Annotated in this window: 26 protein-coding genes; 17 read left to right on the forward strand and 9 right to left on the reverse strand. The window is 61.9% G+C overall.

What is annotated here, in order from left to right; translation table 11 throughout:
- The first annotated feature begins 244 nt into the window (after nucleotides 1–244).
- The 6 genes from FHR27_RS13515 to FHR27_RS13540 all read left to right on the forward strand — a co-directional run bounded on the left by FHR27_RS13515 (nucleotide 245) and on the right by FHR27_RS13540 (nucleotide 3362).
- Nucleotides 245–817 carry an antibiotic biosynthesis monooxygenase gene (locus tag FHR27_RS13515; protein WP_042552028.1) on the forward strand — a complete coding sequence of 191 codons (573 nt, stop codon included), beginning with the start codon at nucleotides 245–247 and terminating at the stop codon, nucleotides 815–817.
- Nucleotides 818–970: 153 nt separating this feature from the next.
- Nucleotides 971–1681 (forward strand): dihydromonapterin reductase, encoded by a 711-nt coding sequence (gene folM, locus FHR27_RS13520; RefSeq protein ID WP_042552029.1) that lies wholly within the window; start codon nucleotides 971–973, stop codon nucleotides 1679–1681.
- A gap of 21 nt (nucleotides 1682–1702) precedes the next feature.
- Nucleotides 1703–2263: a GTP cyclohydrolase I FolE gene (gene folE / locus FHR27_RS13525; RefSeq protein WP_042552074.1), complete on the forward strand. Its 561-nt coding sequence runs from the start codon at nucleotides 1703–1705 to the stop codon at nucleotides 2261–2263.
- 2 nt (nucleotides 2264–2265) lie between these two features.
- A complete protein-coding gene (folX, locus tag FHR27_RS13530) occupies nucleotides 2266–2637 on the forward strand; it encodes a dihydroneopterin triphosphate 2'-epimerase (protein ID WP_042552030.1) in 372 nt (123 codons plus the stop codon).
- An 84-nt stretch (nucleotides 2638–2721) separates the two neighbouring features.
- On the forward strand, nucleotides 2722–3024 hold the full coding sequence (locus FHR27_RS13535; protein WP_042552031.1) for a DUF1244 domain-containing protein: 303 nt from the start codon (nucleotides 2722–2724) through the stop codon (nucleotides 3022–3024).
- Nucleotides 3021–3362 (forward strand): HopJ type III effector protein, encoded by a 342-nt coding sequence (locus tag FHR27_RS13540; protein ID WP_042552032.1) that lies wholly within the window; start codon nucleotides 3021–3023, stop codon nucleotides 3360–3362. The genes FHR27_RS13535 and FHR27_RS13540 overlap by 4 nt, the downstream gene beginning before the upstream one ends.
- A gap of 225 nt (nucleotides 3363–3587) precedes the next feature.
- On the opposite strand, the gene FHR27_RS13545 is transcribed toward FHR27_RS13540, so the two are convergent.
- A complete protein-coding gene (locus FHR27_RS13545) occupies nucleotides 3588–4805 on the reverse strand; it encodes an argininosuccinate synthase (protein ID WP_042552033.1) in 1218 nt (405 codons plus the stop codon).
- Between the two features lie 99 nt (nucleotides 4806–4904).
- On the reverse strand, nucleotides 4905–5834 hold the full coding sequence (locus tag FHR27_RS13550) for a flagellar protein MotY (protein WP_179538815.1): 930 nt from the start codon (nucleotides 5832–5834) through the stop codon (nucleotides 4905–4907).
- 150 nt (nucleotides 5835–5984) lie between these two features.
- Here FHR27_RS13550 and pyrC point away from each other — a divergent pair, with 150 nt between their 5' ends.
- The 5 genes from pyrC (at nucleotide 5985) to bfr (ending at nucleotide 9750) form a co-directional block, all read left to right on the forward strand.
- A complete protein-coding gene (gene pyrC, locus FHR27_RS13555) occupies nucleotides 5985–7031 on the forward strand; it encodes a dihydroorotase (protein ID WP_179538816.1) in 1047 nt (348 codons plus the stop codon).
- Complete coding sequence (gene rnt / locus FHR27_RS13560; RefSeq protein WP_042552036.1) at nucleotides 7028–7702, forward strand: ribonuclease T; 675 nt, start codon at nucleotides 7028–7030, stop codon at nucleotides 7700–7702. Before pyrC ends, rnt begins: the two co-directional genes overlap by 4 nt.
- 5 nt (nucleotides 7703–7707) lie before the next feature.
- Nucleotides 7708–8640, forward strand: a complete 933-nt coding sequence (gene argC, locus FHR27_RS13565; RefSeq protein ID WP_042552037.1) for an N-acetyl-gamma-glutamyl-phosphate reductase — start codon at nucleotides 7708–7710, stop codon at nucleotides 8638–8640.
- A 216-nt stretch (nucleotides 8641–8856) separates the two neighbouring features.
- Nucleotides 8857–9075, forward strand: a complete 219-nt coding sequence (locus FHR27_RS13570) for a bacterioferritin-associated ferredoxin (protein ID WP_042552038.1) — start codon at nucleotides 8857–8859, stop codon at nucleotides 9073–9075.
- A gap of 204 nt (nucleotides 9076–9279) precedes the next feature.
- Nucleotides 9280–9750 carry a bacterioferritin gene (gene bfr / locus FHR27_RS13575; protein ID WP_042552039.1) on the forward strand — a complete coding sequence of 157 codons (471 nt, stop codon included), beginning with the start codon at nucleotides 9280–9282 and terminating at the stop codon, nucleotides 9748–9750.
- 271 nt (nucleotides 9751–10021) lie between these two features.
- Here the strand turns inward: bfr and fpr are convergent, their stop codons facing one another.
- The gene (gene fpr / locus FHR27_RS13580) at nucleotides 10022–10801 is read right to left on the reverse strand and encodes a ferredoxin-NADP reductase (RefSeq protein WP_042552040.1); all 780 of its coding nucleotides are present in this window, start codon (nucleotides 10799–10801) and stop codon (nucleotides 10022–10024) included.
- A gap of 120 nt (nucleotides 10802–10921) precedes the next feature.
- Between fpr and FHR27_RS13585 the strand changes: the two genes are divergently transcribed.
- Nucleotides 10922–11848: a LysR family transcriptional regulator gene (locus FHR27_RS13585; RefSeq protein ID WP_042552041.1), complete on the forward strand. Its 927-nt coding sequence runs from the start codon at nucleotides 10922–10924 to the stop codon at nucleotides 11846–11848.
- Here the strand turns inward: FHR27_RS13585 and FHR27_RS13590 are convergent.
- Complete coding sequence (locus tag FHR27_RS13590; protein ID WP_042552042.1) at nucleotides 11845–12210, reverse strand: diacylglycerol kinase; 366 nt, start codon at nucleotides 12208–12210, stop codon at nucleotides 11845–11847. The genes FHR27_RS13585 and FHR27_RS13590 overlap by 4 nt on opposite strands.
- 85 nt (nucleotides 12211–12295) lie before the next feature.
- Complete coding sequence (gene erdR / locus FHR27_RS13595) at nucleotides 12296–12946, reverse strand: response regulator transcription factor ErdR (protein WP_179538817.1); 651 nt, start codon at nucleotides 12944–12946, stop codon at nucleotides 12296–12298.
- Between the two features lie 145 nt (nucleotides 12947–13091).
- Here erdR and FHR27_RS13600 point away from each other — a divergent pair, with 145 nt between their 5' ends.
- Nucleotides 13092–13994: a DMT family transporter gene (locus tag FHR27_RS13600; protein ID WP_179538818.1), complete on the forward strand. Its 903-nt coding sequence runs from the start codon at nucleotides 13092–13094 to the stop codon at nucleotides 13992–13994.
- On the opposite strand, the gene FHR27_RS13605 is transcribed toward FHR27_RS13600, so the two are convergent.
- A complete protein-coding gene (locus tag FHR27_RS13605) occupies nucleotides 13975–14688 on the reverse strand; it encodes a tRNA-uridine aminocarboxypropyltransferase (RefSeq protein ID WP_179538819.1) in 714 nt (237 codons plus the stop codon). The genes FHR27_RS13600 and FHR27_RS13605 overlap by 20 nt on opposite strands.
- A gap of 260 nt (nucleotides 14689–14948) precedes the next feature.
- On the opposite strand from FHR27_RS13605, the gene FHR27_RS13610 reads away from it, so the two are divergent.
- Nucleotides 14949–15350: a quorum-sensing-regulated virulence factor family protein gene (locus FHR27_RS13610; RefSeq protein WP_042552046.1), complete on the forward strand. Its 402-nt coding sequence runs from the start codon at nucleotides 14949–14951 to the stop codon at nucleotides 15348–15350.
- Nucleotides 15351–15427: 77 nt separating this feature from the next.
- Nucleotides 15428–16501, forward strand: a complete 1074-nt coding sequence (locus tag FHR27_RS13615; protein ID WP_179538820.1) for an LOG family protein — start codon at nucleotides 15428–15430, stop codon at nucleotides 16499–16501.
- Between the two features lie 219 nt (nucleotides 16502–16720).
- Here FHR27_RS13615 and recX read toward each other — a convergent pair whose 3' ends face one another.
- From recX to FHR27_RS13630, 3 genes are all read right to left on the reverse strand, one after another.
- Nucleotides 16721–17185 carry a recombination regulator RecX gene (gene recX / locus FHR27_RS13620; protein WP_179538821.1) on the reverse strand — a complete coding sequence of 155 codons (465 nt, stop codon included), beginning with the start codon at nucleotides 17183–17185 and terminating at the stop codon, nucleotides 16721–16723.
- 9 nt (nucleotides 17186–17194) lie between these two features.
- Nucleotides 17195–18238: a recombinase RecA gene (recA, locus tag FHR27_RS13625; RefSeq protein WP_042552049.1), complete on the reverse strand. Its 1044-nt coding sequence runs from the start codon at nucleotides 18236–18238 to the stop codon at nucleotides 17195–17197.
- 83 nt (nucleotides 18239–18321) lie between these two features.
- On the reverse strand, nucleotides 18322–18834 hold the full coding sequence (locus tag FHR27_RS13630) for a CinA family protein (protein ID WP_179538822.1): 513 nt from the start codon (nucleotides 18832–18834) through the stop codon (nucleotides 18322–18324).
- A gap of 78 nt (nucleotides 18835–18912) precedes the next feature.
- Between FHR27_RS13630 and mutS the strand changes: the two genes are divergently transcribed.
- Both mutS and fdxA read left to right on the forward strand, forming a co-directional pair.
- Nucleotides 18913–21486 carry a DNA mismatch repair protein MutS gene (gene mutS / locus FHR27_RS13635; RefSeq protein ID WP_042552051.1) on the forward strand — a complete coding sequence of 858 codons (2574 nt, stop codon included), beginning with the start codon at nucleotides 18913–18915 and terminating at the stop codon, nucleotides 21484–21486.
- A 143-nt stretch (nucleotides 21487–21629) separates the two neighbouring features.
- Entirely contained in the window at nucleotides 21630–21953 is a 324-nt protein-coding gene (gene fdxA / locus FHR27_RS13640; protein WP_042552052.1) for a ferredoxin FdxA, read from the forward strand.
- Nucleotides 21954–22269: the final 316 nt, after the last annotated feature.

The following is a 22269-nucleotide window of genomic DNA, read 5'->3' on the forward strand; positions in this document are numbered from 1 at the left end:
GCATGATTGATGCTCCAAGGGGCCATGACGGCCTGCAAAAATTCCGAACGTCGACAGGCGACCAAGACTCGAAGCCCTTGCAACTGCCGGGCTTGAAGCGTTTTTTAGCGGTTACGCACGACATTGCTGGATAATTTGTACAAAACAGGAATAATCCTTGCTGCGTTCAAGACGCGACTCACCACCCCGAGCCGCGCTATCCGCCTGACCCTACCCTGGCCAGGTGCTCTGCAGGAGATACACGATGTCTACCGAACCGGTCACCCTCATGGTGGCGCGCCGTGTCGCCAACGGGCGCTATCAGGATTTCATCGCCTGGCTACGCGAAGGCGAGCAACTGGCTACCGACTTCCCCGGCTATCTGGGCTCTGGCGTACTGGCTCCGCCGCCAGACGACGACGAATTCCAGATGGTATTTCGCTTTACCGACGAGCAGACCATGGCCGCCTGGGAGCACTCCGCCTCTCGTCGTGCCTGGCTCAGCCGCGGCAAGGGGCTCTTCGCTCAGCCCCATGAGCAGCGCGCTCTGGGTATAGACGCCTGGTTCGGCAGCGGCCTGCGGCAACCTCCGCGCTGGAAGCAGACCATCGCCATCTGGCTGGCCTTCTTCCCGGTTTCACTTGGCTTCAACCTGTTGTTCGGCGGCCTGCTGGCGGACGTTCCGCTGGTGACCCGCGTGCTGCTCAGCACCCTGGCGCTAACGCCGCTGATGACCTACCTGTTCATCCCTCTGGTCACCCGCCTGCTGGCTCCATGGCTGCAGGGCAACCGTCCCGCCGGCCTGATGCGCCGCGTGAGCCCCTCCACCGGCCGCTGAGCCGGGAACGCCATGGCCCTCGCAGGCCATGGCGCTTCGCTTTTCCACACTGTACGAAGGGTTGTACAGCTTCTGTGGCTACTATAACGTTGCATGGCCAAGGCTACCGACCTTCATAACGGCGCCTTTCCCGTTCACTCCCGGCCATTTCCCATGAGCGTCAGCAACGCCCCGATCCTGATCACCGGCGCCAGCCAGCGTGTCGGCCTCCATTGCGCCGAACGGCTGCTCGATGACGGCCACTCCTTGATCGTCACCTACCGCAGTGACAGGCCTGAACTGGAGAAACTGCGTGAGCGCGGCGTGCTGACCCTGCATGCCGATTTCACGGACGAGGCGAGCATTCTCGCCTTCATCGAACGCTTGCAGCGCCATACCGATACGTTGCGCGCCATCGTGCACAACGCATCGGCCTGGTTCGCGGAAACGTCCGGCGACGAAGCCGCGGCCTTCCAGCAACTGTTCACCGTGCACATGCTGGCGCCCTACCTGATCAACCTGCACTGCGCCGCGCTGCTACAGCGCAGCGAACAGGCGGACATCATCCACATCAGCGATGACGTGGTGCGCAAGGGCAGCGGCAACCGCCCGGCGTACTGCGCCAGCAAGGCGGGCCTGGACAGCCTGACCCTGTCCTTCGCTGCGCGCTTCGCCCCGCGCATCAAGGTCAATGGCATCGCCCCGGCCCTGCTGATGTTCAACCCGCAAGACGACGCCGAATACCGCACCAAGGCGCTCGGCAAATCGGCACTGGGCTTCGAGCCCGGGCCCCATGTGATTTACCAGAGCCTGCGCTATCTGCTGGACACCCCCTACATTACCGGCACCACCCTGACCGTGAACGGCGGCCGCCACCTCAAGTGAGGCGCCGCGAGGACAATGAAGATGAACCCATTACTGCCCAATCATTACCGCGAAATCCTCCTCGGCATCGGCGAGAACCCCGAGCGCGAAGGTTTGCTGGATACCCCCAAGCGCGCCGCCAAGGCCATGCAGTACCTGTGCAACGGCTATGAGAAGAGCCTTGAGGAGGTGGTCAACGGCGCGCTGTTCAGCTCCGACAGCGACGAGATGGTGATCGTCAAGGACGTCGAACTGTACTCGCTCTGCGAACACCACCTGCTGCCGTTCATTGGCAAGGCTCACGTGGCGTACATCCCCACCGGCAAGGTGCTGGGGCTGTCGAAGATCGCCCGTATCGTCGACATGTACGCACGCCGCCTGCAGATCCAGGAAAACCTTACCCGGCAGATCGCCAACGCCATCGAGGAAGTCACCCAGGCCGCAGGCGTGGCCGTGGTCATCGAGGCCCAGCACATGTGCATGATGATGCGTGGCGTAGAGAAACAGAACTCGGTGATGAGCACCTCAGTGATGCTCGGCGCCTTCCGCGAGTCCTACAATACGCGCCATGAATTCCTGCAACTGATCGGACGGAGCAAGTAACCATGCCCAGACTGGAACCTGGCATGGCGCGTATCCGCGTCAAGGATCTGCGCCTGCGCACCTTCATCGGCATCAAGGAAGAAGAGATCAACAACAAGCAGGACGTGCTGATCAACCTGACCATCCTTTACCCGGCCGTCGACGCGGTGCGTGACAACGACATCGATCACGCCCTCAACTACCGGACCATCACCAAGGCCATCATCAGCCATGTCGAAGGCAACCGCTTCGCCCTGCTGGAACGCCTGACCCAGGAAATTCTCGACCTGGTGATGGCCAACGAAACGGTGCGCTACGCTGAAGTGGAAGTCGACAAGCCACACGCCCTGCGCTTCGCCGAGTCGGTGTCGATCACCCTCGCCGGCCATCGCTGATCCGCCGCAATCGGCAGGCGGCCCTGTTGCCGACCTGCCCGCCGGCTTCTATCATCGCCGCCACGCCCTCCAGAGTGCATCGCCATGAATGATCAAGAACGTCTCGAACTGGAAGCAGCCGCCTATCGCCGCCTGGTTCAGCACCTGCGCGAAAGGCCGGACGTACAGAACATCGACCTGATGAATCTGGCCGGCTTCTGCCGCAACTGCCTGTCCAAGTGGTACAAGGCCGCAGCTGACGACCTCGATATCGCGATCACCCCGGATCAGGCCCGTGAAGAGGTGTATGGCATGCCCTACGCCGAATGGAAGGCCAAGTACCAGACCGAAGCCAGCGCCGAGCAACAGGCTGCCTTCAACGCCAAGACCCCGAAAGGAACAGCATGAGCCACCTGAACGACTTCCGCGCCCGCCTGAGCGGCGAGCATTTCGCCTTCGCCGAGACCCTGGCCTTCATTACCGAGCACTATGCCTATCAGCCCAGCGCCTTTCGCAACGGCGATGTCAGCAACGCGGCTGGCCAGAACGAAGGCTCGTGCAAGACCCTCGGCCTGGCTCTGCTCGAAAACCTGAGCGACAAGGAAGCCCTGCTGTGCTTTGGCGAACACTACCGCAGCGTTCTGGCCACCCCTGAAGGCAGTGACCACGCCAACATCCGCGCCCTGATGAGCAGCGGCCTGGCAGGCGTCAGCTTCGAACAGCAGCCGCTGACCCGCAAGGCCTGAGCCCTCCCGCCCCCACGGCTGGGCGCTCGCCCGGCCAGCTCCGCCGCCCTGCCTAGCCGGTCGGCGGCACTCCTGACAATCATCACGCCCACAGCAAAACCGCCCTGCAGCGAGATCGCCAAGGGAGCCGGTTGATACGTCGTGGGTGATGCTTACGGAGAATCGCACACCGGGACCCTGAGCAATGCAGGGCCCGGTGTGGATGGGGGCTGGAACGCCGCTGCCTTACAGCAGCTTGCGATCCTTGCCAGCAGCGATGCGCAGGCGCAGCGCATTGAGCTTGATGAAGCCCGCCGCGTCGGCCTGGTTGTAGGCACCGCCGTCTTCTTCGAAGGTGGCGATGTTGGCATCGAACAGCGAGTCGTCGGATTGACGGCCAGTGACGATGACGTTGCCCTTGTACAGTTTCAGACGCACCACACCATTCACGTTGGCCTGGGAAGCGTCGATCATCTGTTGCAGCATCAGGCGCTCCGGGCTCCACCAGAAACCGTTGTAGATCAGGCTGGCGTACTTCGGCATCAGCTCGTCTTTCAGGTGAGCGACTTCGCGGTCCAGGGTGATCGACTCGATGGCGCGATGCGCCTTGAGCATGATGGTGCCGCCCGGGGTCTCGTAGCAGCCACGGGACTTCATGCCCACGTAACGGTTCTCGACGATGTCCAGACGGCCGATGCCGTTCTCGCCGCCGATGCGGTTCAGTTCGGCCAGCACGGTAGCCGGGCTCAGCGCCTTGCCGTCGATGGCGACGATGTCGCCGGCCTTGTAGGTCAGCTCGATGTAGGTCGGGGTATCCGGAGCCGCTTCAGGCGACTTGGTCCAGCGCCACATGTCTTCTTCGTGCTCGGTCCAGGTGTCTTCCAGCACGCCGCCTTCATAGGAGATGTGCAGCAGGTTGGCATCCATGGAGTACGGCGATTTCTTCTTGCCGTGACGCTCGATCGGGATCGCATGCTTCTCGGCGTAGTCCATCAGCTTCTCGCGGGACAGCAGGTCCCACTCGCGCCAGGGAGCGATGACTTTGACACCAGGCTTGAGGGCATAGGCACCCAGTTCGAAGCGAACCTGGTCGTTGCCCTTGCCGGTCGCGCCATGGGAGATGGCGTCGGCACCGGTCTCGTTGGCGATTTCGATCAGGCGCTTGGCGATCAGCGGGCGAGCGATGGAGGTACCCAGCAGGTACTCGCCTTCGTAAACGGTGTTGGCGCGGAACATCGGGTAGACGAAGTCGCGAACGAACTCTTCGCGCAGGTCATCGATGTAGATTTCCTTGACGCCCATTGCCTTGGCCTTGGCGCGGGCCGGCTCGACCTCTTCGCCCTGACCGAGATCGGCGGTGAAGGTCACCACTTCACAGTTATAGGTATCTTGCAGCCACTTGAGGATCACCGAGGTGTCCAGGCCACCGGAATAGGCCAGAACTACCTTTTTGACGTCCGCCATGCCATCCACTCCACGGGTTGTTCGGAAAGCCCGTGATTCTACTGCCCATGGCCCGCGATTTACAGGGGTGCGACAGGCCATGGCATTGAAGCGACAGGATCAGGAGGTGGCGGCAGGCGTGGAAGGCACCGGTGGAGCAGCTTGTTCGACAGGCTGCACGGGGGCTTCGGGCACTTTTTCCAGCTTTATGGAAACCCTGCGGTTCCTTTCCCGGTTGGCGGCAGTGGTGTTGGGCGCCAGCGGATAACGCTCGCCGTGGAAGCGCATGACGATGCGCTCTTCGGGGATGCCCTGGGCCTTGAAGTACTCCATCACCGCCAACGCACGGCGGCGCGACAGGTCACGGTTGGTCAGGCGGTTGCCGCTGTTGTCGGAGTGACCGTCCAGCTCGATGCGGTTGACCGTCGGGTCGGCCTTCATGAAATCGAGAATGATCTCCAGCCTGGCCTTGGCCATGGGGTCGAGCTCTGCCCCGCCGCCCGGGAAGCCGATGGTGGACTGCCGGACCTGGTCGAAGTTGACCGGTAGCAGCTTGGCGGTGCAGTTCAGGTAATCCTCGTAGGCCTTGCGAAAACGCACCGGCAGCATCCGCACTTCGAGATCGCCGCCCATCGAGCTGCGATGGCGCACCAGCGGGCTGCGCCCTTCCAGCAGACCGGTCAGCAAACGCCCGGCCTGCTCCTGGCTGCTGTTGAACGGCACTTCGCCGCTGCCGACACTGACCACACCGAGGTTGATGTCGCCGCGCCCCGGCTGCCAGGGCGCGGCTGCCGCCAGCAGCGTCGCCGAGCCCCTGCCCAGCCAGCGCTCCCGAGGCTGCAGGCGAAAGGTCGCCTGCTCACCAGCGCGGCGCACGAACTGTCCCGAACCGAAATCGGTGATCGGTTGCGTCAGGCGACACTCGAACTGGTCGCCGGCCACCTGCCATTCGACCTTTTCCAGACGAGTCTGGAAGCTGATCGCGGCCGCAGGCAGACTCAAGCCTGCGCCGGCGAGCAATCCGACGATGAGGAAAAGAGGCTGGCGCACAGCGAGCTCCACAAGAAAACACAACGTTCCCTGTGGGTATCGGTGCAGGCGGGGAAAACTTGAGCCGTGCGATGGCCTATCTGCGGCGTGCCCCCGCCGGCCTTTTCCGGTAGCATTCCGGGCATGTTTCGCCCCCGCCTGGAAGCCTCAATGACCGACCGCATCACCCTGCTGCGTCCTGACGACTGGCACATTCACCTGCGCGATGGCGCGGTACTGCCGCACACCGTGGCCGATGTCGCCCGTACCTTCGCCCGCGCGATCATCATGCCCAACCTGGTGCCGCCGGTGCGCAACGCCAGCGAGGCCGTTGGCTACCGCCAGCGCATCCTCGACGCGCGGCCAGCCGGCAGCCAGTTCGAGCCGTTGATGGTGCTGTATCTCACCGATCGCACCAGCGGTGACGACATCCGCGCAGCCAAGGCCAGCGGCATCGTCTATGCCGCGAAGATGTACCCAGCCGGGGCGACCACCAACTCCGACTCTGGCGTGACCAGCCTGGACAACATCACAGGCGCCCTCGAGGCCCTGGCAGAAACCGGCATGCCGCTGCTGGTACACGGCGAGGTCACCCGCGCCGAGATCGACGTCTTCGATCGCGAAAAAGCCTTCATCGACGAACACATGCGTCGTCTGGTGGAACGCTTCCCGACCTTGAAAGTGGTATTCGAGCACATCACCACCGGTGATGCCGCCCAGTTCGTCAAGGAAGCACCGGCCAACGTCGGCGCCACCATTACCCCCCAGCACCTGCTGTACAACCGCAACCACATGCTGGTCGGCGGCATTCGTCCGCACTTCTATTGCCTGCCGATCCTCAAGCGCAACACGCACCAGGAAGCGCTGCTCGATGCAGCCACCAGCGGCAATCCGAAGTTCTTCCTGGGTACCGACTCGGCCCCCCATGCGCAGCACGCCAAGGAAAACGCCTGCGGCTGCGCTGGCTGCTACACCGCCTATGCGGCCATCGAGCTGTATGCCGAGGCCTTCGAGCAGCGTGGCGCGCTGGACAAACTGGAAGCCTTCGCCAGCCACTTCGGCCCGGACTTCTACGCTCTACCACGCAATACCGACACCATCACCCTGGTGCGTGAGTCGTGGAACGCACCGGCCAGCCTGCCATTCGGCGAGCAGACGGTAATCCCCTTGCGCGCGGGCGAATCGCTGCGCTGGCGTCTGCTGGAGGCAGGGCAATGAGCGAAGAACAGTACGAAGACGACCAGGATCAGCCGAGCAGCAGCGGCCCGCGCCATCCCATGGCAGCGCGCTTTCGCGGCTACCTGCCGGTCGTGGTGGATGTCGAGACCGGCGGCTTCAACAGCGCCACCGATGCCCTGCTGGAGATCGCGGCCACCACCATCGGCATGGACGAGAGCGGCTACCTGTATCCGGATCACACGCATTTCTTCCGGGTCGAGCCGTTCGAAGGCGCCAATATCGAACAGGCGGCCCTGGAGTTCACCGGCATCAAGCTCGATCACCCGCTGCGCATGGCGGTGAGCGAAGAGCACGCGCTGACCGAGATTTTCCGCGGCCTGCGCAAATCCCTGAAGGCCAATGGCTGCAAGCGCGCCATTCTGGTCGGCCACAACAGCAGCTTCGACCTGGGCTTCCTGAATGCCGCGGTCGCTCGCTGTGACCTCAAGCGCAATCCCTTCCACCCCTTCTCCAGCTTCGACACCGCCAGCCTCGCCGGCCTCGCCTACGGGCAGACCGTGCTGGCCAAGGCGTGCCAGGCCGCCGGCATCGAGTTCGACGGCCGTGAAGCCCACTCCGCCCGCTATGACACCGAGAAGACCGCCGAGCTGTTCTGCGGCATCGTCAATCGCTGGAAGGAAATGGGCGGCTGGGAAGATTTCGACGAGTGAGTGCCATGAAAAAATATCAGATCTTCATCGATGGGCAGGCCGGCACCACAGGCCTGCAGATTCGCCAGCGGCTGGCCAACCACCCGCAGATCGAAGTGGTCACCATTGACCACGACAAACGCCGTGACGTAGAGGCCAAGCTCGAGCTGATGCGTTCGGTCGACGTGACCGTGCTGTGCCTGCCTGACGATGCGGCTAAAGAAACGGCTGCTCAAGCTCGTGAAGTCGGCTGCCGGGTGCTCGATGCCAGTTCTGCACACCGCACCGCCAGTGACTGGGTGTTCGGCATGGCCGAACTGGCCAAGGGCCAACGCGAGGCCATCGCCAAGGCCGCCGCCGTGAGCAACCCTGGCTGCTACGCCACCGGCGCCATTCTGCTGCTGCGCCCGCTCATCGAAGCGGGCCTGCTCGGCTCCGATCGCGAACTGTGCATCAACGCCGTATCCGGCTACACCGGTGGCGGTACCAAGATGGTCGAACGCTATGAGCAGGAAGGTGCGCCGGTCTACGCGGCCTACGGCCTGGGCTTCGATCACAAGCACATTCCGGAGATCCAGCACTGGAGCGGCCTGCAGGCACGCCCCATCTTCCAGCCAGCGGTCGGTAGTTACGACCAAGGCATGCTGGTGATGATCCCTCTGCAAGGCAGTAACGGCGTCGAGCTGCAAAAAGCCCTGAGCGATTATTACCGGGGCGAGCAGTTCGTGCAGGTTCTGCCCTACAACGAGATCCCTGCCGATTCGGCGCCGTTCATCACGCCCCACGGCCTGAACGGTAGCAATCGCGCCGAGTTGCAGGTGTATGGTGCGAGCGGCGGCAAGCAGGCCCTGCTGGTAGCCAAGCTCGATAACCTCGGCAAGGGCGCCTCGGGTGCTGCGGTGCAGAACCTCAATATCATGCTCGGCCTCGATGAAGGACTGTGCACGCAGATCGATTGAGCCCTGCCTGCGAATGAAAAACCGGCCTCGTGCCGGTTTTTTATTGGCCCTCAGACCGATCCGAAAACCACGCATACGGATTCTGGGCCTCGCGAGACTGCCGCTCATCCAAAGTTACCGATGTGAGCCAATCAAGAGTCGGTTTATCTTTGACACGCATTCTCATTAACATTAGTATCCTTCGCCATCAGTCTCAGCCAAACGACGGGCCAAGCCATGTACGTCTGCCTCTGCGAAGGTGTCACCGACGGTCAGATCCGCGAAGCAATCTATGAAGGTTGCTGCAGCTACCGTGAAGTCCGTGAAACGTTGGGCGTTGCCAGTCAATGTGGCAAATGTGCGTGCTTGGCCAAGCAGGTCGTTCGCGAAACACTGGGCGAAGTGCAACAAAGTCAGGTGGCGATGACCTACCCAGGAAATTTTGTTGCCGCCTAAATAGGCCGTTTTTCGAAGAACCGGATCTCGTATCCGGTTTTTTTATGCCCATAATTCAATGAGTTAGCGCCAAGACGCATAACTTAAACATTCGTATTTATATTTATTTTCACTTATATTTCAATAACTTACGTTTGACAGTCTTATTTTGCAAGCCCAGAATTCGCCATCGGTTACTCATTTCCAGGCAGGACGGGCTCCACCATGAAAGGCGACAAGACAGTTATCCAGCATTTGAACAAGATCCTTGGCAACGAGCTGGTAGCGATCAACCAGTACTTCCTTCACGCTCGCATGTATGAAGACTGGGGCCTGACCAAGCTGGGCAAGCACGAGTACCACGAGTCCATCGACGAGATGAAACACGCGGACAAGCTGATCAAGCGCATCCTGTTCCTCGAAGGCCTGCCGAACCTGCAAGACCTGGGCAAGATCCTGATCGGCGAAAACACTCAGGAAATGCTCGAATGCGACCTGCGGATCGAGCACAAGGCGCACATCGACCTGAAAGCGGCCATCGCCTACTGCGAGAGCGTGGGCGACTATGCCAGCCGTGAACTGCTCGAAGACATCCTCGAGTCCGAGGAAGAGCACATCGACTGGCTCGAAACCCAACTCAGCCTGATCAAGGCCGTTGGTCTGCAGAACTATCTGCAGTCGCAGATGGAAGAGTAAAGGTCAGCTGCAAACAAGAACGGGAGCCAAGGCTCCCGTTTTTTTGTGCTCGAATTAAATATTAGAGGCATAAAAAATCCGGAACGCCTTAGGCGCTCCGGATTTTTTGATACTGAATCGAGGAGCTTGCGAGCTAGAGCCATGCAAGGGCTAGGCGCCCCCACAAAAGCAAACGAAAAAGCGGCCGGGGTCGCGGGCGACTGTACTTCTGTACATGAGCATTTTGAGTTTGCTTTCAACGCCGCAGGGCCGACGCGCAGCTACTCCTAACTCACTTCTCGACGAAGGCGCGCTCGATCAGATAGTCACCCGGCTCACGCATGCGCGCGGAGATCTTCAGGCCGAAGCTGTCGAGCACTTCGCTGGTCTCGTCGAGCATGCTGGGGCTGCCGCAGATCATCGCACGGTCGTCCTGTGGGTTGATCGGCGGCAGGCCGATGTCCGCGAACAGTTTGCCACTGCGCATCAGGTCGGTCAGACGCCCCTGATTCTCGAACGGCTCACGGGTCACGGTCGGGTAATAGATCAGCTTTTCCTTCAGCGCATCACCGAAGAACTCGTTCTGCGGCAGGTGCTCGGTGATGAACTCACGGTAGGCCACCTCGTTGACGTAGCGAACACCGTGAACCAGGATCACCTTCTCGAAGCGCTCATAGGTTTCCGGATCCTGGATCACGCTCATGAAGGGCGCCAGACCCGTGCCGGTGCTGAGCAGGTACAGATGCTTGCCAGGGTTCAGGTCATCCAGCACCAGCGTACCGGTGGGCTTCTTGCTGATGATGACTTCGTCGCCTTCCTTGAGGTGCTGCAACTGCGAGGTCAGCGGACCATCCGGCACCTTGATGCTGAAGAACTCCAGGTGCTCTTCCCAATTCGGGCTGGCGATGGAATATGCGCGCATGAGCGGGCGGCCGTTTTCCTGCTGCAGGCCGATCATCACGAACTGGCCATTCTCGAAGCGCAGACCCGGATCGCGGGTGCACTTGAAGCTGAACAGCGTGTCATTCCAGTGGTGAACACTGAGAACGCGTTCGTGGTTCATGTTGCTCATGTACGGGCTCCTAAAAACTTCAGACGCGCTGATTCTTAAGCGCAATTGCGCGGCATTCTAATCGCGGCCACAATATCTGTTAAATGAATTATCAAGATATAGGTTATCGGTTATATAGATATGCGATTTACTCTCCGTCAACTTCAAGTGTTCGTCGCCGTCGCCCAGCAGGAGAGCGTATCCAGAGCCGCTACCCTCCTCGCCCTTTCCCAGTCGGCAGCCAGCACCTCGATTACCGAGCTGGAGCGGCAATCGAGCTGCCAGCTGTTCGACCGGGCCGGCAAGCGCCTGAGCCTCAACGCCCTGGGCCGCCAGTTGCTTCCGCAGGCCGTGGCACTGCTGGATCAGGCCAAGGAAATCGAAGACCTGCTCAACGGCAAATCCGGTTTCGGCTCACTGGCAGTGGGCGCGACCCTGACCATCGGTAACTACCTGGCGACCTTGCTGATCGGCGGCTTCATGAAGGTCCACCCGGAAAGCCAGGTGAAACTCCACGTCCAGAACACTGCGCATATCGTGCAACAGGTCGCGCATTATGAAATTGATCTGGGTCTGATCGAAGGGGACTGCAACCATCCGGATATCGAGGTGCAGAGCTGGGTTGAAGATGAGTTGGTGGTGTTCTGTGCCCCTCAGCATCCCCTTGCGCAGCGAGGCCACGCGAGCATCCGGGAGCTGAGCGGCGAAGCCTGGATTCTCCGCGAACAGGGTTCCGGCACCCGCCTGACCTTCGACCAGGCCATGCGTCACCACTCCGACGCCCTGAACATTCGCCTGGAGCTGGAACACACCGAGGCGATCAAGCGTGCCGTGGAGTCGGGCCTGGGCATCAGCTGCATCTCGCGCCTGGCACTGCGCGACGCCTTCCGCCGCGGCAGCCTGGTGCCAGTGGAGACCCCGGATCTGGATCTGCGCCGGCAGTTCTATTTCATCTGGCATCGGCAGAAATACCAGACCGCAGCCATGCGCGAATTTCTCGACATGTGTCGGGCGCTGACGGCAGGTATCCGCCGCAGCGACGAGATCGTGCTGCCCGAGGTGCGCTAGCCCAGCAGGATGATGCCCCAGACGCTGGCGATCAGCGTCAGTGACACCAGTTGCGCGGCGCTGCCCATGTCCTTGGCGCTCTTCGACAAGGGATGCAGGTCGAGGGAAATGCGGTCGATGGCCGCTTCGACGGCGGAGTTGAGCAGCTCGACGATCAGCGCCAACAGGCAGGCGGCGACCATCAGGGCGCGTTCGCCACGGCTGACGTCGAGCAGCAGTGCCAGCGGAATCAGCACGACGTTGAGCAATACCAATTGGCGGAACGCCGCTTCGCCGACGAAGGCGGCGCGCAGGCCATCCAGCGAATAGCCGGCGGCATTGAGAATACGCTTTAACCCGGTTTGTCCTTTGAATGGCGACATGACAGCGAACCGCGACAGGAAAAGGCCGGCAGGGTACGCCAGAGGCCGAAAAAAATCCCGCACAATCGGTTGCCCAAGCACCTGCTCAGGCGGCGGGCACAGACTCCAGTTGCTGCAGCAGCAGTGCCGCCTGGGTGCGGGTGCGCACGCCGAGCTTGCGGAAGATCGCCGTGACGTGTGCTTTCACCGTGGCTTCGGAAACACTCAGTTCATAAGCGATCTGCTTGTTCAGCAGGCCTTCGCAAACCATGGTCAGCACGCGAAACTGCTGTGGCGTCAGGCTGGCCAGCCCCGCGCTGGCCGCCCTGGCTTCGGACGACAGGCTGATGGCCTCATCGCTCTGCGGTGGCCACCAGACTTCACCGTCGAGCACCTGGCGTACGGCTTGCTGGATCACTTCCAGCGAGCTGGATTTGGGAATGAACCCGCTGGCGCCGAACTCACGGGAACGTACCACCACGGCAGCCTCTTCCTGGGCGGAAATCATCACCACGGGAATCTGCGGGTACTGGCCGCGCAACAGCACCAGCCCGGAGAACCCATAGGCACCAGGCATGTTGAGGTCGAGCAGCACCAGATCCCAATCGGTCTTCTCCGCCAGCCGGGCTTCCAGCTCGGCGATGCTGGCCACTTCGACCAGTCGCACGCCAGCACCAAGCCCCATTGTCAGGGCTTGCTGCAGCGCGCTGCGAAACAGGGGGTGATCATCAGCTATCAGGATTTCGTAAGCGACCATGGCATATCCTGTTCTTTTTATAGGCAGGCCGTATCACGGATTACAGCGGGGCGTACGGCACCCACCAGAATGCCCAGCGCAGACGGGGTGGTCAAGCGCGAAGCTTTGCGGCAAAGTCTGCGCCCTTCTCGCCAGGATGCCGACGATGCCCAACCAAGCGCTGCGTGCCGATCTGCTGATGTTGCTGACCGCCATGATCTGGGGCTCTTCGTTCGTGGCCCAGCGCCTGGGTATGGATGCCATCGGCCCATTTCTCTACAGCGGCCTGCGCTTCGCTCTGGCCGTGGTCGTGCTACTGCCATTGCTGATGCTGCTGCGTCGGCGCAGCAAACAGCCCGCGTCGCCCTTGAGCCGTCCGCTGCTACTCGGCGGCTGCCTGATGGGCGCGGTACTGGCACTGGGCATCAACCTGCAGCAGGTTGGCCTGCTGTTCACCAGCGTCACCAACTCGGGCTTCATCACCGGGCTCTACGTGATCGTGGTGCCGCTACTCGGCCTGATGCTGGGCCACAAGACCGGCATGGGCATCTGGCTGGGCGCTTCGCTGGCAGTGGTCGGCATGTTCCTGCTGAGCGTCGGTGACGGCTTTCAGGTCGCGTCCGGGGACTGGCTGCAACTGGCTGGGGCATTCGTCTGGGGGGTGCACGTGCTGTTGGTGGGGTTCTTCGCCACACGTCACGATGCGCTGCTCCTGGCCTTGGTACAGTTCGTCACCTGCGCGCTGATCAGCCTGGCGCTGGCGCTGATCTTCGAAGACCTGCCAGGCGCCGATATCGCCCAGGCCATGCCAGCGATTCTGTATGGCGGCATCTTCGGCGTGGCGGTGGGTTTCACCCTGCAGGTGGTGGCGCAGAGACACGCGATTGCCTCCCATGCGGCGATCATCCTGTCGCTGGAAGCCGTGTTCGCGGCCATCGCCGGTGCCCTGCTGCTGGGAGAATCGCTGTCGGCACGGGGCTATTTCGGTTGTGCGTTGATGTTCGGTGGCATGTTGCTGGCTCAGCTCTGGCCGAAACCGTCCGCTTCCGTTATTGCAGAAAGGCCTTGAGACGCTGGTGCAGCTCGTTTTCCAGGTCCACGGCGCGGGGTGCCTTGGATGCCAGATAATGCTCGCTGAATACATCCAGATAGGTATTCAGGGCGTCGGCGGCGTGTTCATCGCCCGCCAGTTCCAGGCACAACGCCGCAACCTCGGCGGTGCACAGGTGATCATCGCGCTTGGAGCGGCGCAGCCGATAGCGTGACAAGGCCTCCGGCTGCAGGCTGAGTACCGGCAACGTATCGAGATACGGACTTTTGCGAAACATCTTGCGTGCCTGGGTCCAGGTCGCATCGAGCATCACGAACAACGGCCGCTTGCCCGCGCCCACTTGCACGGAGCTCACCACCCGCTCGGCCTCGGCATATTCGCCCGGAAAGACCAGATACGGCTGCCACTGGGGCTCGCTCAGCAACGCGGGCAGCAGCGGATCGACCTCGGTACGCGACCAGCCGAAGGCCGAGGTATCCGCGACCACATCGGCGATCAGCCAGCCGGTATTACTCGGTTTCAGCGCCTCGACGTCGTGCATCAGCAGACATACCCCGGCCTTCGCCGACACCTGTGGACGCCAGGCACACAGGCAATGGCTGCGCGCCAGACGACAATCCGGGCAGCGCTCGGCCCGCGAACCTCTGGCCAGGAACGGCTTGACGCTACGCGCCAGGCGCGCGGCACGCAGTGCAGCAACGGCGTGGCTCATGAGCGTTTGCCCGGACGGGCAGAAAACAGCGGATCGAAGGCAGAAAAGGGCATGGCCATCTGGAGTCGCGTAACGAAGGGCGCGTAGTCTATCAATTGCGCCAGCACCACGTTGGACTTCGACGGCAAGATAGATCACCAATCTCCATGCAGCGCCCAGGATTGGTAACATCCACCCATTGCCCGTCGATGCACCTCGCCAAAGCGAACATAAAGAGAAGAGCCGGGTCTATTACCGCTTACCGTCTTCAGGAGTCAGCCATGCAGCGTTTCGCCCTTTCCGCCCTACTCGTCAGCCTTCTCGTCCCGACGGCGCATGCTGCTTCGCTAAAAGGCTACGAGCTGACGCAAACGCTGGAAAAAGTGGCTCGCGAAAGCAGCGTCGGCACGCCCCGCGCCATCAACGAGGACATCCTCGATCAGGGGTATACGGTGCAGGGCAACGAGCTGATCAACCACCTCAGCGTTCGCCCGGGGCACGCCTCGCAGATGCGCGGCAACCCCGACACCGTTCGCGCGCAGCTGGCCAACAGCGTGTGCGCCAACCCTGGCTTCCGCAAGCTGCTGGCCAGCGGAGCGGTACTGCGCTATGACTTCAGTGAAATCCAGAGCAATCGCCCAGTCACCACCGAACGCTTCAGCAAGTCCGATTGCCGGCTGTAAGCCAGGTACCCAGTGACAAATCTCGAGGCGCCTCGGCACAGGTAACCAAGGGGGCGCTGACGAAAAGGAGAAGCGCTATGGATGATCACGCGAACGCCCATCTTTCCCGTCAACCGCAAGCTACCGGCACCGAGCTGGCGGACAGCCTCGACGAGCTGGCCGCTCGAATAACGCCACCAGACAGCCCCAACCTCGCGCTGTACCGGGAAATGCTCGCCACCGTGGCCCGCATGGCCCAGGCCGACCGCAACCGCTGGGACGCCAAGATCATGCTGCAGACCCTGCGTGAGATGGAGCGTGCCTTCAGCGTGCTGGAACGCTTCCGGCATCGCCGCAAGGTTACCGTGTTCGGCTCTGCCCGGACCCAGCCCGGCCACCCGGTATACGCCCTGGCGCGCGACCTGGGCGCGACCCTGGCCCGCCACGACCTGATGATCATCACCGGCGCAGGCGGTGGCATCATGGCCGCGGCCCATGAAGGTGCCGGCCGTGAAAACAGCCTGGGTTTCAATATCACCCTGCCCTTCGAGCAATCTGCAAACGCGACCATGCAAGGCAGCGACAACCTGCTGTCGTTTCACTTCTTCTTTCTGCGCAAGCTGTTCTTCGTCAAGGAAGCCGACGCCCTCGTGCTCTGCCCCGGCGGCTTCGGCACCCTCGACGAAGCGCTGGAAGTCATCACCCTGATCCAGACCGGCAAGAGCCCGCTGGTACCGGTGATTCTGCTGGACGAACCCGGCGGCACGTTCTGGCAGGGCTTGCTCGACTACATCCAGCAGAATCTGGACAGCAACGGCTACATACTCGCCAGTGACATGAACCTGATGCAGCTGGTGCATGATGTCGACGAGGCTGCCGAGGCCATCGATCGCTTCTACGCCAACTTCCACTCCAGCCGCTGGCTGAAGCAACAGTTCGTTATTCGCATGCACCACCCACTGACGGATCGCGCCCTCGAGCAGCTGAATCTGCACTTCAGCGATCTGTGCAAGAGCGGCGATATACAGCAGCAGCTCAGTGGCAGCGTGGAAACGGACGGGCCGCAACTACGCGACAAACCGAGACTGACCTTCGCGTTCAGCGGTCGTAGCGCCGGGCGGTTGCGTGAATTGCTCGATGTGATCAACCTGCCCCAGAATTGGCTGACCTGAGCGCAGGGCGGCTCAGAGCCTTCTGCTCGTCGTCTTTTCGACGAATTTCCCGCCGCAATGGCGAGGGAGTGGCGGAAGCGGGCATGAATCTGGTGGGCTGAAGCCCACCCTACAGCGGGTGCGCACAGGTAGTGTGGCGGGCTTCAGCCCACCGATTGGAGTGATTGGATGGTTCCCATGCGAAATCCGAGCACCGCTGCCTGCCAATGGCGAGCGTTGTCAGTCGTCGAGCGAACCGCGCATCAGTTGCCCGACCAGATCCATTGGATAGCCGCGGTAAACCAGAAAACGCATTTGCTTGGCCCGCTCACGGGCATCGGTCGGTAGCTGCCCGGCAAACTTGCGTTGCCAGGTTTGTTGCAGGCCATCGCGCCAGTCGATACCGCTGTCACGCAGTGCCTGTTCGATATCGGCACGGGCAAGGCCGCGCTGGGAAAGGTCGTCACGAATGCGCTGCGGGCCAAAGCCCGAGCGCGCCCGATAACTGATGAAGCTCTCCAGATAACGTGCCTCGCAAAGCAGCCCTTCTTCGCTCAAGCGGTCGAGAGCGGCCTCGATATGCTCATCGCTGGCGCCGCGCTGTCGCAGTTTGCGCGACAGCTCGACCCGGCCGTGTTCACGGCGCGCCAGCAGATCCATGGCGCTATGACGCACCGCTTGCACGTTATCCAGTATCACGGCCACGAGCTGGAATCAGAGGTCGACTTCGGCGTCGACTTCAGCGCCCGAATTGGCTTTGACGGTAGGGCTGACAACGAGCAACTTCTCGCGGATCAGGCCTTCGATGGCGCGGCCCACTTCCGGGTTGTCTTCCAGGTACTTGGCGGCGTTAGCCTTGCCCTGACCGATCTTGTTGCCCTGGTAGCTGTACCAGGCACCGGCTTTCTCGACCAGACCCTGCTGTACGCCCAGGTCGATGATCTCGCCGTTACGGTAAATGCCCTTGCCGTACAGGATCTGGAACTCGGCCTGGCGGAATGGCGGTGCCACCTTGTTCTTGACCACCTTGACGCGGGTTTCGCTACCGACCACTTCGTCGCCTTCCTTCACGGCGCCGGTGCGACGGATATCCAGACGAACCGAAGCGTAGAACTTCAGGGCGTTACCACCGGTGGTGGTTTCCGGGCTACCGAACATCACACCGATCTTCATGCGGATCTGGTTGATGAAGATGACCAGGCAGTTGGCGTTCTTGATGTTGCCGGTGATTTTGCGCAGCGCCTGGGACATCAGACGAGCCTGCAGGCCGACGTGCATGTCGCCCATCTCACCTTCGATTTCGGCCTTCGGTACCAGTGCCGCCACGGAGTCGACGATGATCACGTCGATGGCGTTGGAGCGCACCAGCATGTCGGTGATTTCCAGTGCCTGTTCGCCAGTATCCGGCTGCGAAACCAGCAGGTCGTCGACGTTGACGCCCAGCTTGCCGGCATAATCCGGGTCCAGTGCGTGCTCGGCGTCGACGAAGGCACAGGTGGCGCCCATGCGCTGCGCTTCGGCGATGACCGACAAGGTCAGGGTGGTCTTGCCCGAGGATTCCGGGCCGTAGATTTCGACGATGCGGCCTTTCGGCAGACCACCGATACCCAGCGCGATGTCCAGGCCCAGAGAGCCAGTGGAAATGGCTGGAATCGCCTGACGATCATGGTCGCCCATGCGCATCACCGCGCCTTTGCCGAACTGCTTCTCGATCTGGCCCAGTGCAGCCGACAAAGCGCGCTTCTTGTTCTCGTCCATTACATTCCTCACGTGATCAGAAGGGCCTGACGGCCAATAACTGTATAAGTAGCCAGTATTATTCCACAGGGTTCGTCACTCGCCTACCCCACTGATGGATTTTCTTGTACCAGTAGTCGCATTAGTCCGAGCAGGGCCGCTTCCACGGTCTGCGCGCGCACCGCGTCACGGGAGCCGGGGAACTGGAAACGCCTGGTGAACACCTGCCCGCCATCGGCCCAGGCGATCCACACCGTGCCGACCGGCTTCTCCGCGCTGCCACCAGCGGGCCCCGCCACACCGCTGACTGCCGTGGCATAACGCGCGCCACTATGGGTCTGAGCCCCACGCACCATGGCCTCGACCACTTCACGGCTGACCGCGCCCACACTGCTGAAGAGCGCCTCGGGCACGCCGAGTTGACGGGTCTTCTGGGTGTTGGAGTACGTGACGTAACCCGCTTCGAACCAGGCCGAGCTGCCGGCGATGCGGGTGATGGCTTCGGCAATACCGCCCCCCGTACAGGATTCGGCAGTGGTGACCTGAGCACCACGTTCCAGCAGTGCCTCGCCAAGCCGAGCGGCGAGTCTGCTCAGGGGCTGATCATCGAAATTCATCTGCGCTCCGGGGTTAAAGGTGATGGGGTCGATACCGTACACTAGGCGCTTTTGCTAATCAGCCGGACACTCGACACGATGAGCCAAAGCGACCTCTCCAGCCACACCCCGATGATGCAGCAGTACTGGAGACTGAAGAACCAGCACCCTGATCAGCTGATGTTCTATCGCATGGGCGATTTCTACGAAATCTTCTACGAAGACGCGAAGAAAGCCGCCAAGCTTCTCGACATCACCCTGACCGCCCGCGGCCAGTCCGCCGGCCAGGCGATACCGATGTGCGGCATTCCTTACCACGCCGCCGAGGGCTACCTGGCCAAGCTGGTCAAGCTGGGTGAGTCGGTGGTCATCTGCGAGCAGATCGGTGATCCTGCCACCAGCAAGGGCCCGGTGGAACGCCAGGTGGTGCGCATCATCACCCCAGGCACCGTCAGCGACGAGGCATTGCTAGACGAGCACCGTGACAACCTGCTGGCCGCCGTGCTCGGTGACGAGCGCCTGTTCGGCCTGGCCGTGCTGGACATCACCAGCGGGCGCTTCAGCGTGATGGAAATCCGCGGCTGGGAAAACCTGCTGGCCGAACTCGAGCGCCTCAATCCTGCCGAGCTGCTGATCCCCGATGACTGGCCGCAAGGCTTGCCGGCCGAGAAACGCCGCGGATCGCGTCGCCGTGCACCCTGGGATTTCGAGCGTGACAGCGCTCAGAAGAGCCTGTGCCAACAGTTCGGCACTCAGGATCTCAAGGGCTTCGGCTGCGAGACGCTGACCCTGGCCATCGGTGCGGCCGGCTGTCTGCTGGCTTATGCCAAGGAGACGCAACGCACTGCCCTGCCGCACTTGCGCAGCCTGCGTCATGAGCGCATCGACGACACGGTGATTCTCGACGGTGCCAGCCGCCGCAACCTGGAACTGGACATCAACCTGGCCGGCGGCCGCGACAATACCCTGCAGTCCGTCGTCGATCGCAGCCAGACCGCCATGGGCAGCCGCCTGCTCGGTCGCTGGCTGAATCGTCCGCTGCGCGACCGCGCCGTGCTCGAAGCACGCCAGGAGTCGATCGCCTGCCTGCTGGACCGCTATCGCTTCGAATCCCTGCAGCCGCAGCTCAAGGAAATCGGTGATCTGGAGCGCATTCTGGCCCGTATCGGCCTGCGCAACGCCCGCCCCCGTGACCTGGCGCGCCTGCGCGACGCCCTGGGTGCATTACCGCAGTTGCAGGCGGCAATGACTCAACTGGATTGCGCGCACCTGGCGACACTGGCAACCACCATCAGCACCTACCCGGAGCTGGCCGAGCTGCTGTCGCGGGCGATCATCGACAATCCGCCGGCGGTGATCCGTGATGGCGGCGTGCTGAAAACCGGCTACGACACCGAACTCGATGACCTGCAGTCACTGAGCGAGAACGCTGGCCAGTACCTGATGGATCTGGAAGCCCGGGAGAAAGCCCGTACCGGCCTGGCCAACCTCAAGGTCGGCTACAACCGCGTGCACGGCTACTTCATCGAACTGCCGAGCAAACAGGCAGAGTCGGCACCGGCCGACTATATCCGCCGCCAGACCCTCAAGGGCGCCGAGCGCTTCATCACCCCGGAGCTCAAGGAGTTCGAGGACAAGGCGCTGTCCGCCAAGAGCCGAGCTCTGGCTCGCGAGAAGCAGCTCTACGAGGAACTCCTGGAGCGCCTGATCGGCCACCTGGGCCCGCTGCAGGACAGCGCTGCGGCACTGGCAGAGCTGGACGTGCTGAGCAACCTGGCCGAACGCGCACTGAATCTGGATCTCAACCGCCCGCGCTTCGTCGAAGAGCCGTGCATGTTGATCGAGCAAGGCCGCCACCCGGTGGTGGAGCAGGTTCTGACCACACCGTTCGTGGCCAACGACCTGAAACTCGATGATGCCACGCGGATGCTGATCATCACCGGCCCGAACATGGGCGGTAAGTCCACCTACATGCGCCAGACCGCGCTGATCGTGCTGCTCGCCCATATCGGCAGCTTCGTACCAGCCGCGCGTTGCGAACTGTCGATGGTCGACCGTATCTTCACCCGGATCGGCTCCAGCGATGACTTGGCCGGCGGGCGTTCGACCTTCATGGTGGAAATGAGCGAGACCGCCAACATCCTGCACAACGCCAGCGAACGCAGCCTGGTGTTGATGGACGAGGTGGGGCGCGGTACCAGCACCTTCGATGGCCTGTCGCTGGCCTGGGCAGCTGCCGAGCAGTTGGCCAACCTGCGGGCCTACACGCTGTTCGCCACCCACTATTTCGAGCTGACCGTACTGCCGGAAAGCCAGCCGGTGGTCGCCAACGTGCACCTCAATGCCACCGAGCACAACGAACGCATCGTCTTCCTGCACCACGTGCTGCCTGGCCCGGCCAGCCAGAGCTACGGTCTGGCGGTCGCGCAACTGGCAGGGGTGCCGGACACCGTGATCCTGCGTGCCCGCGAGCATCTGGCTCGCCTGGAAACCACCAGCCTGCCCCACGATCTGCCGACCAAAGGCATGGGACAAAGCGCCGCGCCGATGCAGAGCGATCTGTTCTCCAGCCTGCCGCATCCCGTGCTGGAAGAGCTGCAGAAGGTCAATCCCGACGATCTCAGCCCACGCAAGGCGCTCGAACTGTTATATGCATGGAAAGCGCGAGTCTAACGCCGGAGCCAACAAGCTGTTAGAATCCCGCGCGCTCCGGAAGCGCTGCAGCCTTTAGCCTGGTCTGACAGCCCCAATCCCGAGCCTGAGAGCTGCTGAATCAAGGAGTGGCTCGCTGCCGTAGCCCGAGGAGAGAACTAGAAATGACCTTCGTCGTCACCGACAACTGCATCAAGTGCAAGTACACCGACTGCGTGGAAGTCTGTCCGGTGGACTGCTTCTACGAAGGCCCGAACTTCCTGGTGATCCACCCGGATGAATGCATCGACTGCGCGCTTTGCGAGCCTGAGTGCCCGGCGCAGGCCATCTTCTCCGAAGACGAGATACCGGATGGCATGCAGGAATATATCGAGCTGAACGCCGAACTGGCGGAAGTCTGGCCAAACATCACCGAGCGCAAAGACGCGATGGCAGATGCCGAAGAGTGGGATGGCGTGAAAGACAAGCTGCAGCACCTGGAGCGCTAAGCTTCGGGGGTTCGGCAGTGCAGACCGCCGCTAGAGATGCCGCTACCTGAAAGGGTCGCGGCATTTTTTATGGCTCACCGTTGCGGCGACAGCCATCGCGACAATGCCGCTGAGCTCGGAGAACGCGGCTATCAGCAGAGCGGCGTAAGTGACCGAGCACTTTTCTGCAGGCGAAAAAAAGGGGCGGTTTTACCCGCCCACTCTTTTGTCCCTATTCCCTTAAACTCCCAACTCATCATCCTGATGAATCGCGTCCCGCGATGTCCTGGCCATTTTCCTTAACGACCTGCGCTTTTCCCTAAGCACGGTTCAGATA

Source organism: Pseudomonas flavescens, assembly GCF_013408425.1.
Taxonomy (GTDB): domain Bacteria; phylum Pseudomonadota; class Gammaproteobacteria; order Pseudomonadales; family Pseudomonadaceae; genus Aquipseudomonas; species Aquipseudomonas fulva_A.